This is a genomic window from Allobosea sp. 10N428, assembly GCF_056394545.1.
Map to the genome: position 1 here is coordinate 693,512 of NZ_JBFTIC010000001.1, position 14,280 is coordinate 707,791.

A 14,280-nucleotide genomic window follows, 5' to 3' on the forward strand; every position below is an offset into this window, starting at 1 on the left:
ATTGCCCAGCGGATGGGCAGCTTGACGCCCTCCGGGCAGAGTTTCACTATTCCAAAGAGGAACAAGACGCTCTTGTTCGCCTGGGAGGTTGAGATGCTGCATGAGCTCTCGCGTCGCCAGTTCCTGAAAGCCGCAGGCGCGGGTCTGGGCGGTTCTGCCGTCGCCGCGCTGGGGTTCGGGGGTGCCGAAGAGGCGCTTGCCCAGGCCGTGCGGCCCTTCAAGCTGGCGCGCACCACGGAAACGCGAAATACCTGTCCGTACTGTTCCGTCGCCTGCGGCGTGATCATGTACAGCCTGGGTGACAACTCCAAGAACGCTCACCCGGCCATCATCCATATCGAGGGCGACCCGGACCACCCGACCAATCGCGGCACGCTATGCCCGAAGGGGTCCGCCCTCCTCGACTTCGTCCATTCCGAAACGCGCACCAAATTCCCGCAATATCGCGGGCCCGGCCAGCGCGAGTTCAAGCAGATCAGCTGGGGCGAGGCGCTCGACCGCATCGCGCGGCTGATGAAGGATGACCGCGACAAGAACTTCGTCGCCACCAACCAGGACGGCGCGACGGTCAACCGCTGGCTGACCACCGGTTTCCTGGCCGCTTCGGCGACCACCAACGAAACGGCCTTCCTGACCTACAAGGTCGTGCGAAGCCTCGGAGTCTTGGCGTTCGACAACCAGGCGCGTGTTTGACACGGACCGACGGTGGCCAGTCTGGCCCCAACATTCGGTCGCGGTGCGATGACCAACTCCTGGACGGACATCAAGAACACCGACCTCATCATCGTCATGGGCGGCAACGCCGCCGAGGCGCACCCTTGCGGCTTCAAATGGGTCACTGAGGCCAAGGCTCAGCGTGGCGCCAAGCTTATCGTTGTCGATCCGCGCTTCACGCGCACGGCCTCGGTCGCCGATTTCTATGCGCCGATCCGGCAAGGCACGGACATCGCCTTCCTGCTCGGGGTGATGAAGTACCTGATCGACAACGACAAGATCCAGCACGACTACGTGCGCATGTTCACCAATGCGCCCTATATCGTGAAGGAGGGCTTCAGCTATCAGGACGGCCTATTCACCGGCTATGACGAGGCCAAGCGCGACTACGACCGCTCGACCTGGGAATATGAGCTCGGTGCGGACGGCTATGTGCAGGTCGATGAGACGCTGCAGCATCCGCGCTGCGTCTACCAGCTCCTGAAGAAGCATACCGCCGTCTATACGCCGGAGATGGTCGAGCGCATTTGCGGCACGCCAAGGGACAAATACCTTGCAATCTGCAAGATGATCTCGGAGTGCTCGGCGCGCGACAAGACGATGACGTCGATGTATGCGCTCGGCTGGACGCAACATTCGAAGGGCTCGCAGAACATCCGCTCGATGGCGATGGTGCAGCTGCTGCTCGGCAATATCGGCGTGCGCGGCGGCGGCATGAATGCGCTGCGCGGCCACTCCAACATCCAGGGCCTGACCGATATCGGCCTGATGTCGGACCTGATCCCCGGTTATCTGGCGATACCGAAGGACAGGGAGGTCGATTTCGGGACCTATATGTCGACGCGCGGCTTCAAGCCGTTGCGTCCCAACCAGATGAGCTATTGGCAGAACTACAGGAAGTTCATGGTGAGCTTCCTGAAGTCGATGTGGGGCCCGGCCGCGACGGCGGAGAACGATTTCTCCTATCAGTGGCTGCCGAAGCTCGACGTGCCCGGCTACGACATGCTGCGCACCTTCGACCTGATGTATCAGGGCAAGGTCAACGGCTACTTCTGCCAGGGCTTCAATCCGCTCTTGTCCGCGCCCAACCGGGGCAAGATCACGGCGTCGCTGTCGAAGCTGAAATTCCTCGTGGTGATGGATCCGCTGCAGACGGAGACAGCGCGTTTCTGGAAAGACGAAGGCGTCCATAACGACGTCAAGCCGGAGTCGATCCAGACCGAGGTCTTCGAACTGCCGACGAGCTGCTTCGCCGAGGACGAGGGCTCGCTGGTCAATTCCGGCCGCTGGCTGCAATGGCACTGGCCGGGTCAGGAACCTCCGGGCGAGGCCAAGGCCGACACCTGGATCATGGCGCAGCTCCACATGCGCCTGCGGGCGCTCTACCAGAAGGAGGGCGGGGCCTTCCCCGACCCGATCGTCAATCTGCACTGGCCCTATCGCGATCCGCAGGACCCGCAGCCCGACGAAATGGCCAAGGAGCTGAACGGCTACGTCGTCTCCACCGTCGCGGACCCGGCCGATCCGAACAAGGTGCTGCTGGAGAAGGGCAAGCAGGTCGATACCTTCGGCCAGTTGCGCGATGACGGCTCGACCGCCTGCGGCTGCTGGATCTATTCGGGCAGTTGGACCGAGCGGGGCAATATGATGGCCCGGCGCGACACCAACGATCCCGGCAATACCGGCGCCTATTCGAACTGGGCCTTCTCCTGGCCGGCCAACCGGCGCATCCTCTACAATCGCGCCTCGGCCGATATCGACGGCAAGCCCTGGGATCCCAAGCGCAAGCTGATCGAATGGAACGGCACGGCCTGGACCGGCTACGACGTGCCGGACATCGCGCCGACGGCCAAGCCGCAGGATGTGGGCCCGTTCATCATGAACCCCGAGGGATCGGCCCGCCTCTTCGTTCGCGGCATGATGCGGGACGGCCCCTTCCCGGCGCATTACGAGCCCTTCGAAAGCCCCGTCGTCAACGTGACGGCGCCGAAGATCCGCGGCAACCCGGTCGCCCGCATCTTCAAGGAGGACCTCGCCGCGCTCGGAACCTCGGACAAGTTCCCGTATGCGGCGACGTCCTACCGCCTGACCGAGCACTTCCACTTCTGGACCAAGCATGTCTGGGTCAATGCGGTGCTGCAGCCGGAGTTCTTCGTCGAAATCAGCGAACAGCTGGCGGCGGAAAAGAACATCCAGAAGGGCGGGTGGGTGAAGGTCTCCTCCAACCGCGGCTCGGTCTATGCCAAAGCCGTGGTGACCAAGCGCATCAAACCGCTGATCTGCGATGGCAAAACCATCCATGTGGTCGGCATCCCGCTCCACTGGGGCTTTACCGGTGCGGCCAGGAAGGGCTTCGGCCCCAACAGCCTCACCCCGTTCGTCGGCGACGCCAACACCGATACGCCCGAGTTCAAGGCGTTCCTGGTGAATGTCGAGCCGTCCAACGGGCCAGCGGTCAGCTAGGGAGGGTCCGATGGCAGGATTGCAGAGTCAGGACTTCGCCCGCATCTCGGCGACCACTTTCAGGCCGCCGGATGTCCGCCACGATTTCGAGGTGGCGAAGCTCATCGACGTCTCCAAATGCATCGGCTGCAAGGCGTGCCAGGCGGCCTGCCTCGAGTGGAACAATCTGCGCGAGGAGATCGGCATCAACCGGGGCGTCTACGACAACCCGCATGATCTGACGCCGAACACCTGGACGCTGATGCGGTTCACCGAGTGGGAGAACCCCGAGAGCGGCAATCTCGAATGGCTGATCCGCAAGGATGGCTGCATGCACTGCGCCGATCCGGGCTGCCTCAAGGCTTGCCCGGCCCCCGGCGCGATCGTGCAGTACAACAACGGCATCGTCGACTTCGTCTCGGAGAACTGCATCGGCTGCGGCTATTGCGTGAAGGGCTGCCCCTTCAACATCCCGCGCATCAGCCAGTCCGACCACAAGGCCTACAAATGCACGCTCTGCTCGGACCGGGTCTCGGTCGGCCAGGCCCCGGCCTGCGCCAAGGCCTGCCCCACCGGCGCGATCGTGTTCGGCACCAAGCAGGCGATGCTCGACCATGCGCAGACGCGGCTGACGGATCTCAAGTCCCGCGGCTTCAGGAACGCCGGCATCTACGATCCGCCGGGCGTCGGCGGCACCCATGTGATGTATGTGCTGCATCATGCCGACCAGCCGCAGCTCTACGCCAACCTGCCGGCGAACCCGCGGATCAGCCAGGTGGTCGAGCTCTGGAAGGGGCTGACCAAATATGCCGGCATGGCAGCGGTGGGCTTCGCCGCCGCCTTCGCCTTCGTCCATGCGACGGTGGCGCGACGCAACGATGTCAGCCGCGCGGAGGATCGCGAGGCCGAGCATCTGATCGACGAGGAGGCTGCCCGTGGCCGTGAGGCGTGAAGAGGAGCGCACGACCGTCGACCGCTACCCCGGCCGCGTGCGCGTCAATCACTGGATCACCGCGATCTCGCTCATCCTGCTCGCGTTCAGCGGGGCCGCGCTGTTCCACCCCACGCTGTTCTTCCTGTCGAGCCTGTTCGGCGGTGGTTCCAACACGCGGGCCCTGCATCCCTGGATCGGCGTCGTGCTGCTGGCGAGCTTCGCCATCCTGTTCATCCAGATGGTCCGCTACAATTTCTGGACGAAGGCCGATACCCGATGGATGGGCCATATCGGCGAGGTGATGTCGGGCCGGGAGGAAAACGCCCCGGAAGTCGGCAAGTACAATGGCGCCCAGAAGATCGTCTTCTGGCTGATGACGCTCCTGATCCTCGTTCTGTTCGGGACGGGCCTGATGATCTGGTACGAGTATTTCGGAGCGAGCTTCACCATCGAGCAGCAGCGTTTCGGCCATATCATCCATGCGCTCGCAGCCGTCGCGATGCTGCTCGTCGTCATCGTCCATATCTATGCCGGCTTCTATGTGCGCGGTACGATCAACGCGATGACCGAGGGCAAGGTGACGGGCGGCTGGGCCTTCCGGCACCATCGGCTCTGGCTGCGGCACGAGGCGCGGGAGGGCGTGATCGACGAACGTCAACTACCGCCGCGCGGCCACAGCGCCGGCCCGGCCGAATAGATCCGATTGCGGGGCGGCTCCGGCCGCTCCGCCTCCCGTGACCGGTGCGGTTCGAGAGGACAGTGAATGAGTGACGATCCGGGCTTCGCCGCCTTCGAAGATGTCGGTATCGCCGAACGCGACAAGCCGCCTTTTGTCAGATTGCCGAAGCCGGAAAGTCTGTTCGGCCTGCGCGCGATGCGCTTCGCGGCGCTCGCTCCGGGCCATCAGCTCGAAGCCTATCTCCTCTTCCTCTCCGAGCTTTCGAAGGTGCAGGACAAGCTGGCGCGCGAGCTGCCGCCCCCTGCCCTGCCATCACTGGCGCAGATGCGCCAACGCGCCGGCCACGCGATGCCGATCCTGCCGCGTGAGGAGTTGGCCGATGAACCCACCACTTCGGAAGCCTTTGCGCGGCTCGTGACGCTGCTCGCCGATGTCGCAATGCCCGATCTCGCCCGCGCCGCGCTCGATCGTGCCGGCAAAGCCGACGACGAAGGTCGGCGGGCGATGTTCGCGGCGGTTCTGGCGGATGCCGTCCCGGTCGAGGCCTTCGCCGAGCACATCTTCGCCGCGGCGGCCGTGCAGATCGTCGCGGCGCAACGCGCAGCGCAGCTCGACCCTGTCCTGCCGCAACCTGTCGCCGACGGCGTCTGCCCCTGCTGCGGTGGACCGCCCGTCAGCAGCACAGTGGTCGGCGACGCCAATATCGAGGGCGTGCGCTATGTCCAGTGCTCGCTCTGCGCGACGCAATGGAACCATGTCCGGGTCAAGTGCGTCTCGTGTGGGTCGACCAAAGGCATTGCCTATCAGGCGATCGAAGGCATCGCCGATACGATCAAGGCCGAGACCTGCGACGAGTGTAGGACCTATGTGAAGATCCTGAACCGTCGCAAGGATATGGAGCTGGAGCCGGTCGCCGACGATGTCGCGAGCCTCGGCCTTGACCTGCTGGTGAGCGAGGCCGGCTGGCGGCGCGCGGGAGTGAACCCATTCCTGCTCGGCTACTGATCAAGCGTCTCCCGGAGGGAGCCTGATGAACAAGCCCGAACGCTTCCTCCCGCCATCGGTCGACACCGTGCTGCGCAGCGCCGGCGGCGAACTCGCCATCGCTCGCCATGGACGGGCAGCGGCCACCGATGCGATCCGGCAGGTTCTGGAGCAGTTGCGTGCCGGCGGCCAGCCGCCCGCCGCCTCCCTCGAACAGGTCAGCCGCATGGCGCTGGATTGGCTTGAAGAGCGCGGGCGGCCCTCTCAGCGCCCGGTCATCAACCTGACCGGCACGGTGCTGCATACCAATCTCGGCCGCGCCCTGCTGGCCGAGGAGGCGATCGAGGCCGTCGTCGCCGCGATGCGTGCGCCGACCAATCTCGAATACGAGATCGAAGCCGGGCAGCGCGGCGAGCGCGACGCCCATGTGCGCGGCCTCATCCGCGAGCTGACAGGCGCCGAGGATGCGATCCTCGTCAACAACAACGCCTCGGCCGTACTGCTGGTGCTCAACACCCTCGCAAGGAACCGCGAGGCCATCGTCTCGCGCGGTGAGCTGATCGAGATCGGTGGCGCCTTCCGCATGCCGGACATCATGGCGCGCGCGGGCGCCGTGCTGCGCGAGGTCGGCACGACCAACCGCACGCATCTCAAGGACTATGCCGAAGCCATCAGCCCGGAAACCGGGCTCATGATGAAGGTTCACACCTCCAACTATGTGGTGCAGGGCTTTACCGCCGAGGTGGAACCGGCGGAACTGGCCAAGCTCGCGCACCAGCACGACCTGCCCTTCGTCGACGATCTCGGCTCGGGCACGCTGATCGATCTGTCGCGCTGGGGGCTTCGCAAGGAGAAGACGGTCCAGGACGCGCTGAAGGGCGGCGCCGATCTCGTCACCTTCTCCGGCGACAAGCTGCTGGGTGGCCCGCAGGCCGGCATCGTCGCCGGGCGCAAGGATCTGATCGCCAAGCTGGCGAAAAACCCGCTGAAGCGGGCGCTGCGCCTCGACAAGCTCAGGCTGGCGGCGCTCGAAGCCACGCTCAGGCTCTACCGCGATCCCGAGAGCCTGTCGCAGCGCCTGCCGACGCTCAGGCTGTTCACGCGGACGGCGGCTGAGTTGCGAGCCGCAGCGGAACGTCTCCTGCCCGGCCTCATCGGCTCGCTCGGCCCAAGCTGGCAGGTCGAGGTCATCGACTGCGCCAGCCAGATCGGCTCCGGCGCGCTGCCCCTGGAGACGCTGCCAAGCGCCGGTCTTGCGCTGCGCCCGGCCGGCAAGACGACTGGTTCGGCCATCGAGAAGCTGGCTGCGGCCTTTCGGGCCGTCCCGGTGCCGATCATTGGAAGGATCGCGCAGGGCGCGCTGATCTTCGACCTGCGCTGTCTCGAGGACGAGGCGCTCTTCGCCGCGCAGCTCGCGGCGCTAAACGCGGAGCCGAGCAATGGGGTGGCTTGAGCGCTTCTTCCGCAAGGATTCCATGGGCGTGCCCGAGAGCGGCCATGATGTGGCGGCGGCCATGGCCGAAGCGGCCGCCGCTGTCGAGCGCTGCGATCATGCGGCCGCGCTCGCGATCTGGGGTCCGCTCGCCCATGCCGGCTTCAGTCGTGCCCAGAACAATATCGGCGCCTGCTTCGCCGAAGGGTTCGGCGTCGAGCGCGACCCGGCGCTGGCCCTGCGCTGGCTGACGCTTTCAGCCGAGGGCGGCGACCCGGTCGGGCAGCGCAATCTTGCGGCCCTGCATTTCAAGGGCGATGGCGTCGAGCAGAGCGACGACGAGGCGCTGCGCCTCTACCGCCTCGCAGCCGAACAGGGCGACGCCCCCGCCCAGGACATGCTGTCGTGGATGCTGCTGGAAGGCGGGCGCGTCACCGATCGCGCCGAGGCTCTGCGCTGGGCGCGGGCCGCAGCCGAAAGCGGGATAGCCACCAGCATGACCAGGCTCGGCATGATGCATCACGATGCGCTCGGCGTTGAGCGCGACGCGACGCTGGCCTCGCAATGGTGGCAGCGCGGGATGTCGGCAGGCGACCCGGACTCCGAAGCGATGCTCGGCGCCGCGACCCTGCTCGGCCAGGGCGTGCCGCAGGATGCCGACCGAGCCCTTGCGCTCCTGCTCGCGGCCGAGGCGAAGGGCAGCCTGCTCGCGGCTCCCTTCATCAAAGCCGCACGGGTCGCCGCCGCCCCGGCGGAGGCCGGGTGATGATCATCGGCACGGCCGGTCATATCGACCACGGCAAGACTTCGCTGGTCAGGCGACTGACCGGCGTGGATACCGACCGGCTGAAGGAGGAGAAGGCGCGCGGCATCAGCATCGCGCTCGGTTTCGCCTATTGGCCGCAGGCGGACGGCAGCATCATCGGCTTCATCGACGTGCCCGGCCACGAGAAGTTCGTCCATACGATGCTGGCCGGCGCCTCCGGCATCGACCTGCTTCTGCTCGTCGTGGCGGCGAATGACGGGGTGATGCCGCAGACGCGCGAGCATGTCGCCATCGCCCGGCTGCTCGGCATCGGACAGGCTGTCGTGGCGCTCACCAAGGCGGATTTGGCCGGTCCAGACAGGCTCACCACGGTCGCGACCGAGATCGCGAATTTGCTGGCCGGAACAACCTTCGCCGAAGCACCGATCGTCCCCGTCTCGACCGTGACCGGTGACGGCATCGCCGTGCTATCGACATTGCTTGCCGAGAAAGCGCATGCGAGCCACCCGCGGCGCGGCGATGGCGCCTTCCGCCTTGCGGTCGATCGTTGCTTCACCCTCCAGGGCACGGGCACGGTGGTGACCGGCACCGTGCTGTCCGGCAATGTCGCCGTGGGCGACAGCGTCATCGTTTCGCCGGCCGGGACAGTGGCACGCGTGCGCTCGGTCCACGCCCAGAACCGCCCGGCCGAGCGCGGCGCAGCGGGAGATCGCTGTGCGCTCAACCTCGCTGGGCCGGGCATTTCCAAGGAGGCGATCCGGCATGGCGATATCGTGCTGACGCCCCCCCTTCATGCACCGACACTGCGGATCGATGCGCAGGTGACGGTCCTGCCCTCCGAGGCAAAGCCGCTGAGCATGTGGCAGCCGGTGCGGCTGCACCATGCGGCGGCGGAGGTCGGAGCGCGCATCGTGCTGCTCGGGGAGGAGATCGCCCCCGGCGCCACGGCTCTCGTTCAGCTCGTCCTCGACACCCCTCTGGCCGCCGCGGCGCTCGACCGCTTCGTGCTGCGCGACGCCAGCGCCTCGCGCACCATCGGCGGCGGACGCCTGCTCGATCTACGCGCGCCGGAGCGCCGGCGCCGCAGCCCGGAGCGTCTGGCACAGCTCGCGGCGCTCGGGCTTTCCGACCCCAAGGAGGCTCTGCGCGGCCTTCTATCCCTGCCGCCGCATTACGCCGATCTCGACGGCTTCGTACGCGACCGCGCGCTGGGCGCCGAGGCGGCGGACGAATTGGTGGCCGGGCTCGGTCTCGTCCGAATCGGCTCACTCGCGATGCTGCCGGAAAACTGGCAAGCCCTCGCGCAAGCGACCGTGGAGCGGCTCGACGCCTGGCATGCCGAGCATCCCGATTTGCCGGGCATCGGGCTGGAACGGCTGCGTCTGGCCGTCGCGCCGCGCCTGCACGCGCCACTCTTCCGCATGGTGCTGGCGCGTCTGGCCGATGACGGCGCGCTCGTCACGGTCGGTTCATGGGTAAGGCGGCCGGGGCATGAGGTCCGGCTATCGCCGGAAGATGAGGCGCTCTGGGAACGGATCGCGCCGCTGATCGACGCGCAGGAGCGCTTTCGGCCGCCGCGCGTGCGGGATATCGGCCAGATGCTCGGCCGCCGCGAAGAGGATATCCGCCGGCTGTTCCGCCTCGCCGGCCGGCGCGGCGACGTCCATGAGGTCGCGCTCGATCATTTCTTCCTGCGCACGACGCTGACCGAGATGGTCGGCATCGCCGTGGCGCTGGCAGGCACGCATCCGGCCGGCTTCAACGCCGCGCAGTTTCGCGACAGGCTCGACAACGGCCGAAAGGTGGCTATCCAGATACTCGAATTCTTCGATCGTCATGGCCTCACCATCCGCCGCGGCGATCTCAGGCGCATCAACCGGCAAAGGCTCGATCTGTTCGGCCCGCAGGCGGCGATGCCCATTGGAGGAGAAGCGTCCCCGGTGGGGCGTCCGGACTTCAAATCCGGGAGGGGCCGTCAGACGGTCTCTGGTGGGTTCGACTCCCATTCTCTTCCGCCAATTCACTGAGGCGGCATGATCGATAGCGCGGCCCTTGCCCTCGACCCGATCTTGCATTTCGAGTGCGCCGCCGATGCGGCATGCCCGACCGAGGGTTCGCCGCGTGTCGACATCTAGAGGCCTCGGAACCGATTTCGACCGCTGGCTCGGAAAGCTCTTCCGCAAGGGCCCGTTCACCGCGCTGATCGTGCTCGTGAAGATCACCGAGCCGAAGGTAGAGCCGCTGCGCTCGACCTTCGTCCATGTCGTCGGCGACGAGATCGACTGGGGCGACATCGTCCTGATGCTGCGCGGTGCCGGCGTGAGCTGGGACGGAGCGGCCTTCTTTCCGACGCGCGACGAGGGCGGCGGGCTCGTGCCCGATGACCTTGCCCGCAGGCGGCTGCGCGAGCTGGAGGACACCCTGCGCGAAGACCGGCTGGTCCTTAACAAGGGTGCCTTCTTCGACGTCTGGGGGCGGAATCTGGAAATCCGGGAGGCTTGAGCAGCCTCCATCGTCATGCTCGGGCTTGACCCAAGCATCTCAGGCAGGAGAAGGCGCCCTCTACGGGAAGAGATTCTCGGGTCTTCGCTGCGTTGCGCCCGAGAATGACGGAGTCTCTCTTTTCAGGCCACCACGACCCGCCCCGGTCCCGCCTCGACCGCGCCGATGATCCGCGCGGCTGGATAGCCCGCCGCCTTGATCCGCGTGAGGATGTCCTGTGCCCGCTGCGCCTTGCAGGAGACCAGAAGCCCGCCGGAGGTCTGCGGATCGGTCAGCAAATGGCGCCGCCAGTCCGGCAAGTCAGCCGGCAACTCGGCGCCTTCGCCATAGCTTGCCCAGTTGCGGTGCGAGGCGCCGGTCACCCTGCCCTCCTGCGACAGCCGTTCCGCCTGCGAAAGGAACGGCAGATCGGCCAGTTTCAGCTGCAGCGTAGCTCCGGAACCGCGTGCCATTTCCAGCCCGTGGCCGAGGATGCCGAAGCCGGTGACATCCGTGATGGCGTGAACATCGTCATCCTCCGCCAATTCGGCGCCGATGCGGTTGAGCAAGGTTACAGATGCGATCATCTCGTCATAGGCCGCCGGCGAGAGCTGTTCCTTCTTGAAGGCGGCCGAATAGATGCCAACGCCCAGCGCCTTGGTCAGGATCAGCGCATCGCCGGGCCTTGCCCCGCTGTTGCGGCGCAGATTCCGTGGATTCAGAAGCCCGATCACCGCCAGGCCGTAGGTCGGCTCGGGCGCATCGATCGAGTGGCCGCCCGCGACGGGGATGCCGGCCTCGGCGCAGATCGAGGCGCCGCCCATCAAAATCTCGCGTGTCGTCTCGATCGGCAACTTGTCGAGCGGCATGCCGAGGATCGCCAGCGCCATGATCGGCTTGCCACCCATGGCGTAGACATCCGAGATCGCATTGGCCGCGGCGATGCGGCCGAAATCACGGGGGTCGTCGACCATCGGCATGAAGAAATCCGTGGTGGCGACCACACATGTATTCTCATCGACCTGCCACACGGCCGCATCGTCACCTGTCTCGGTGCCGACGAGAAGCTGCTTGTAAGGCCCCGCGGCCGGATGCTCGGCCAGGAGCTGCTGGAGCACCGAGGGCGCCAGCTTGCAGCCGCAGCCGCCGCCATGCGCCAGGCTGGTGAGCCGGGGGGCGGCAGGCTTCGCCGGCGTTTCAAGCTCGATCGTGTCATTCATCATCGGTCTCCGGGCGGCATGGCCGGGCGCCGACGCGGCCCCGGCCGGGACGACATCGTCAGGCGGTGATCTCGGCCGCCCTGATCGTGTATTTGAAGGTGTCGGGATCGAGGCAATCGAGCAGCGCCCCGGCCACCTCCGCCTGCGGGTACATCAGGAAGCCGACCTTGTGCTTCGAGCCCGGCAATTCGAGGTCATGCGCCATGTTGTAGCCGAGCCAGTTGCCTTCCCAGGCGCCGAACAGGGCCTCGCGCGCGGCGACGACCTTCGGATTGTCGACGGCATTGTTGCCGGGCGGCTCCTCGAGCACGACCTTGCGGACATCGGCGGGATCAGTCGCCACCCAGCCATGGCCTTCGAGCCAGATTTCGGCGCGGCAGTGCTGGGCCTTGGTGATGACTTCCGAACCGGCGCCCAGGCTCTTGTAGCCGAATTGAGAAGGCGCGACGCGAATGCCGTAGATATCGCGCGCGGGGATGCCGACCGAGCGCACGAGCGCGACATAGAGCGCATTGAGATCGGCGCATTTGCCGCCGAGGTTGCCGCTGCGCAGCATCGAGGCGACGTCGCCGGTGCCGCAACCGCGCGTTTTCGCATCGCGGAAGGTATTCGCGACGACCCATTGGTAGATCGCGCGCGCCTTGTCGATATCGCTGGCGTTGCCGGCAGCGGCCTTCTCGGCGGTTTCCTTGACGATGCCGTCCGTCGGCATGAGCTCGGTCGCCTCCAGATAGAGCCTGCGGTCGGCCGCGCCCAGCGCCAGCGCCTTGCCCGCAGCGAAATCCTCGGCGCGGTCGCGCAAGGCGAAGCGGCTGCGGACCTCGACGGCCGGGGCTGCTTCTCCCTCCTTGAAGACGACATGCAGCATCCGTGCGCCGTATTTCGGATCGCTGACGACCTCGGCGGAGGCCGCATTGGTCTGCCAGTCGTTGCGAGCCGGCTTGATCCAGTCGACCTCGGTGACGGAGGGCAGCGGAACCCAGGCCTGCGCCTTCCCCCGCCCAGCCAGATCGAGCCGCGTCACCACCTCGAAATCGCGCCATTTGCCGGGCTTGGGAGCGAAGGCGGGTGCCTGCGCGATGCCCGCGCGCGGCAGCACAAGTGCCGCCCCCGCGGCGGCACCGGTCCTGAGCATATCGCGACGGCTGATCATGGTGTGCTCCTTCCCTTGTCGTCGTTGGCGTCGGATGGGCTTGATTTGGCTCCGACCATGGCTTCGAGCGCGGCCAGCACCGGCGGGCTGATCCAGTCGAGCGGCTCGGCGGCGAGCGCGACGGGGCGCAGATCGCGATCGAGCACGAAACTCGTCGGCAGCCCCTCCACCCGCCAGCGTTTCATGGCCGCACGGTCGCGGTCGAGCAGGATCGGGAAACGCACCGGGCGCTGCCGAAAGAAATTGCGGACCCGCGCATCGACCTCGCCGACATCGACGGCAAGGATGCTCGCACCCGCGCCGAGCCGCGCCGCCAGCGCATCGAGCGAGGCCAACTCCTCGACGCAGGGCGCGCACCATGTCGCGAAGAAATGAACGATGACGGGGCGGCCGCGCAGATCGGCGAGATCGGTCGCCGGGCCATCAAGACGGTCGAGTGCAAGCGCCGGCGACGCTTCGTCGGGCCATGGCAACAAATCTCCCGCAAATGCCCGCGCCGCTGCGAGGCACAAGGGGAGACTGGCCAGCGCCAGGAGAAAGCGCCTCCGCGGTCGATCCGATCGATGAGCGCCCCGGCACGCGGGAGCTGCGACGGCAAGCACGCGCCATCCTTTCCCGCGCGGTTGCCAGCGTCAATAGCGCCTTTTGGTGGGTGTTGGGCCTTAGCCGCGCGATTCACGCGGCCACGCGCGGCTGCGGCGCCGAAACCGAAAGTTAGCCGCGTTCGCACCACCCCCTTTCCCACCCCGAAGCAGGATCATCCGGCACGATGATGAAGCTCGAAGCTCCTGCTTGTCATCGGAAACGCCGCGAGCTGTGGCCTGGCGCTGTAGCTGGCGCTGGAGGGAAACGCCGTGATGGCGCTCCGCTGGTCATCGTGGTGGCCGCTCTGGTCCGGACGCTCGTGCGCATCGTCAATGGCAAGTATTTTCGCCCTGCGGAAACGCCGATCGCCCAGGATTCCGAGGATTGAGCCGGCTGGGGCCCGAGCACATCTCCGCTCCGATCAAATTTGCCGCAAGCTGAAATGGCCGCCGTACAGAAGCAGGTAACCAAACGTCATGCTTGGCGCTGATCGGCGCTGCCTTCGGTGCTATTTTCGATCTGGCCGACAGAACAATCTCCTTCTGAGGGGGAACCATGGCTGAGAGGGTGAAGGAGCTGCTGGCGCGCGACATAGAGACCCTGCGCGCCGATGTGCTCAAGGCTGGCGTCCTCAATGCGAAGGCGTTGCAGGAGAGTGCCGAAAACCATGTGGCGCACCTCTATGAGGTTCTCCGCGAATCCCAGGCTCTGCAGGATGCGTCGTTCCTCGTGGTGAACCGTGTCATTGCCTTCGCCCGGCTCCTCTACGGCCAGGCGGCGATCCTCGAATCGGAGCAGGCGCGACGCGAAGCACTGATGGCAGTGGATCGCCTGGCGACGGTGATCGACCGCGCCGCGTGGCGGGAAGAAGCCCAGATGCCGGCCTGAGG

At 66.4% G+C, this 14,280-nt stretch carries 12 protein-coding genes, 1 tRNA gene and 1 pseudogene; 11 read left to right on the forward strand and 3 right to left on the reverse strand.

Going from position 1 to position 14,280, the window contains the following annotated elements:
* The first annotated feature begins 93 nt into the window (after nucleotides 1-93).
* From fdnG to AC1DDA_RS03215, 9 genes and pseudogenes are all read left to right on the forward strand, one after another.
* Nucleotides 94-3,177, forward strand: a complete 3,084-nt coding sequence (fdnG, locus tag AC1DDA_RS03175; protein WP_476794602.1) for a formate dehydrogenase-N subunit alpha — start codon at nucleotides 94-96, stop codon at nucleotides 3,175-3,177.
* Between the two features lie 10 nt (nucleotides 3,178-3,187).
* Complete coding sequence (gene fdxH, locus AC1DDA_RS03180) at nucleotides 3,188-4,108, forward strand: formate dehydrogenase subunit beta (protein WP_441512414.1); 921 nt, start codon at nucleotides 3,188-3,190, stop codon at nucleotides 4,106-4,108.
* Nucleotides 4,092-4,787 carry a formate dehydrogenase subunit gamma gene (locus tag AC1DDA_RS03185; protein WP_476794603.1) on the forward strand — a complete coding sequence of 232 codons (696 nt, stop codon included), beginning with the start codon at nucleotides 4,092-4,094 and terminating at the stop codon, nucleotides 4,785-4,787. The genes fdxH and AC1DDA_RS03185 overlap by 17 nt, the downstream gene beginning before the upstream one ends.
* Nucleotides 4,788-4,853: 66 nt before the next feature.
* Entirely contained in the window at nucleotides 4,854-5,774 is a 921-nt protein-coding gene (fdhE, locus tag AC1DDA_RS03190; RefSeq protein WP_476794604.1) for a formate dehydrogenase accessory protein FdhE, read from the forward strand.
* 25 nt (nucleotides 5,775-5,799) lie between these two features.
* Complete coding sequence (selA, locus tag AC1DDA_RS03195; RefSeq protein WP_476794605.1) at nucleotides 5,800-7,206, forward strand: L-seryl-tRNA(Sec) selenium transferase; 1,407 nt, start codon at nucleotides 5,800-5,802, stop codon at nucleotides 7,204-7,206.
* Nucleotides 7,193-7,951 carry a tetratricopeptide repeat protein gene (locus AC1DDA_RS03200; protein WP_476794606.1) on the forward strand — a complete coding sequence of 253 codons (759 nt, stop codon included), beginning with the start codon at nucleotides 7,193-7,195 and terminating at the stop codon, nucleotides 7,949-7,951. The genes selA and AC1DDA_RS03200 overlap by 14 nt, the downstream gene beginning before the upstream one ends.
* Nucleotides 7,951-9,768, forward strand: a pseudogene (gene selB, locus AC1DDA_RS03205) (selenocysteine-specific translation elongation factor); the annotation flags it as partial. The gene AC1DDA_RS03200 and the pseudogene selB, both read left to right, overlap by 1 nt.
* 105 nt (nucleotides 9,769-9,873) lie before the next feature.
* Nucleotides 9,874-9,969 (forward strand) — tRNA-Sec (locus AC1DDA_RS03210).
* 103 nt (nucleotides 9,970-10,072) lie between these two features.
* Nucleotides 10,073-10,453 carry a hypothetical protein gene (locus AC1DDA_RS03215; protein ID WP_476794607.1) on the forward strand — a complete coding sequence of 127 codons (381 nt, stop codon included), beginning with the start codon at nucleotides 10,073-10,075 and terminating at the stop codon, nucleotides 10,451-10,453.
* Nucleotides 10,454-10,575: 122 nt separating this feature from the next.
* Here the strand turns inward: AC1DDA_RS03215 and selD are convergent, their stop codons facing one another.
* The 3 genes from selD to AC1DDA_RS03230 are packed head-to-tail and all read right to left on the reverse strand — an operon-like array spanning nucleotide 10,576 to nucleotide 13,278.
* Complete coding sequence (selD, locus tag AC1DDA_RS03220; RefSeq protein WP_476794608.1) at nucleotides 10,576-11,652, reverse strand: selenide, water dikinase SelD; 1,077 nt, start codon at nucleotides 11,650-11,652, stop codon at nucleotides 10,576-10,578.
* 58 nt (nucleotides 11,653-11,710) lie between these two features.
* Complete coding sequence (locus tag AC1DDA_RS03225; protein WP_476794609.1) at nucleotides 11,711-12,805, reverse strand: transglutaminase-like domain-containing protein; 1,095 nt, start codon at nucleotides 12,803-12,805, stop codon at nucleotides 11,711-11,713.
* Entirely contained in the window at nucleotides 12,802-13,278 is a 477-nt protein-coding gene (locus AC1DDA_RS03230; RefSeq protein ID WP_476794610.1) for a TlpA family protein disulfide reductase, read from the reverse strand. Before AC1DDA_RS03230 ends, AC1DDA_RS03225 begins: the two co-directional genes overlap by 4 nt.
* A 296-nt stretch (nucleotides 13,279-13,574) precedes the next feature.
* On the opposite strand from AC1DDA_RS03230, the gene AC1DDA_RS03235 reads away from it, so the two are divergent.
* Both AC1DDA_RS03235 and AC1DDA_RS03240 read left to right on the forward strand, forming a co-directional pair.
* A complete protein-coding gene (locus AC1DDA_RS03235) occupies nucleotides 13,575-13,778 on the forward strand; it encodes a hypothetical protein (RefSeq protein WP_441512405.1) in 204 nt (67 codons plus the stop codon).
* A 167-nt stretch (nucleotides 13,779-13,945) separates the two neighbouring features.
* Nucleotides 13,946-14,278 carry a hypothetical protein gene (locus AC1DDA_RS03240; RefSeq protein ID WP_476779855.1) on the forward strand — a complete coding sequence of 111 codons (333 nt, stop codon included), beginning with the start codon at nucleotides 13,946-13,948 and terminating at the stop codon, nucleotides 14,276-14,278.
* The last annotated feature ends 2 nt before the right edge of the window (nucleotides 14,279-14,280 follow it).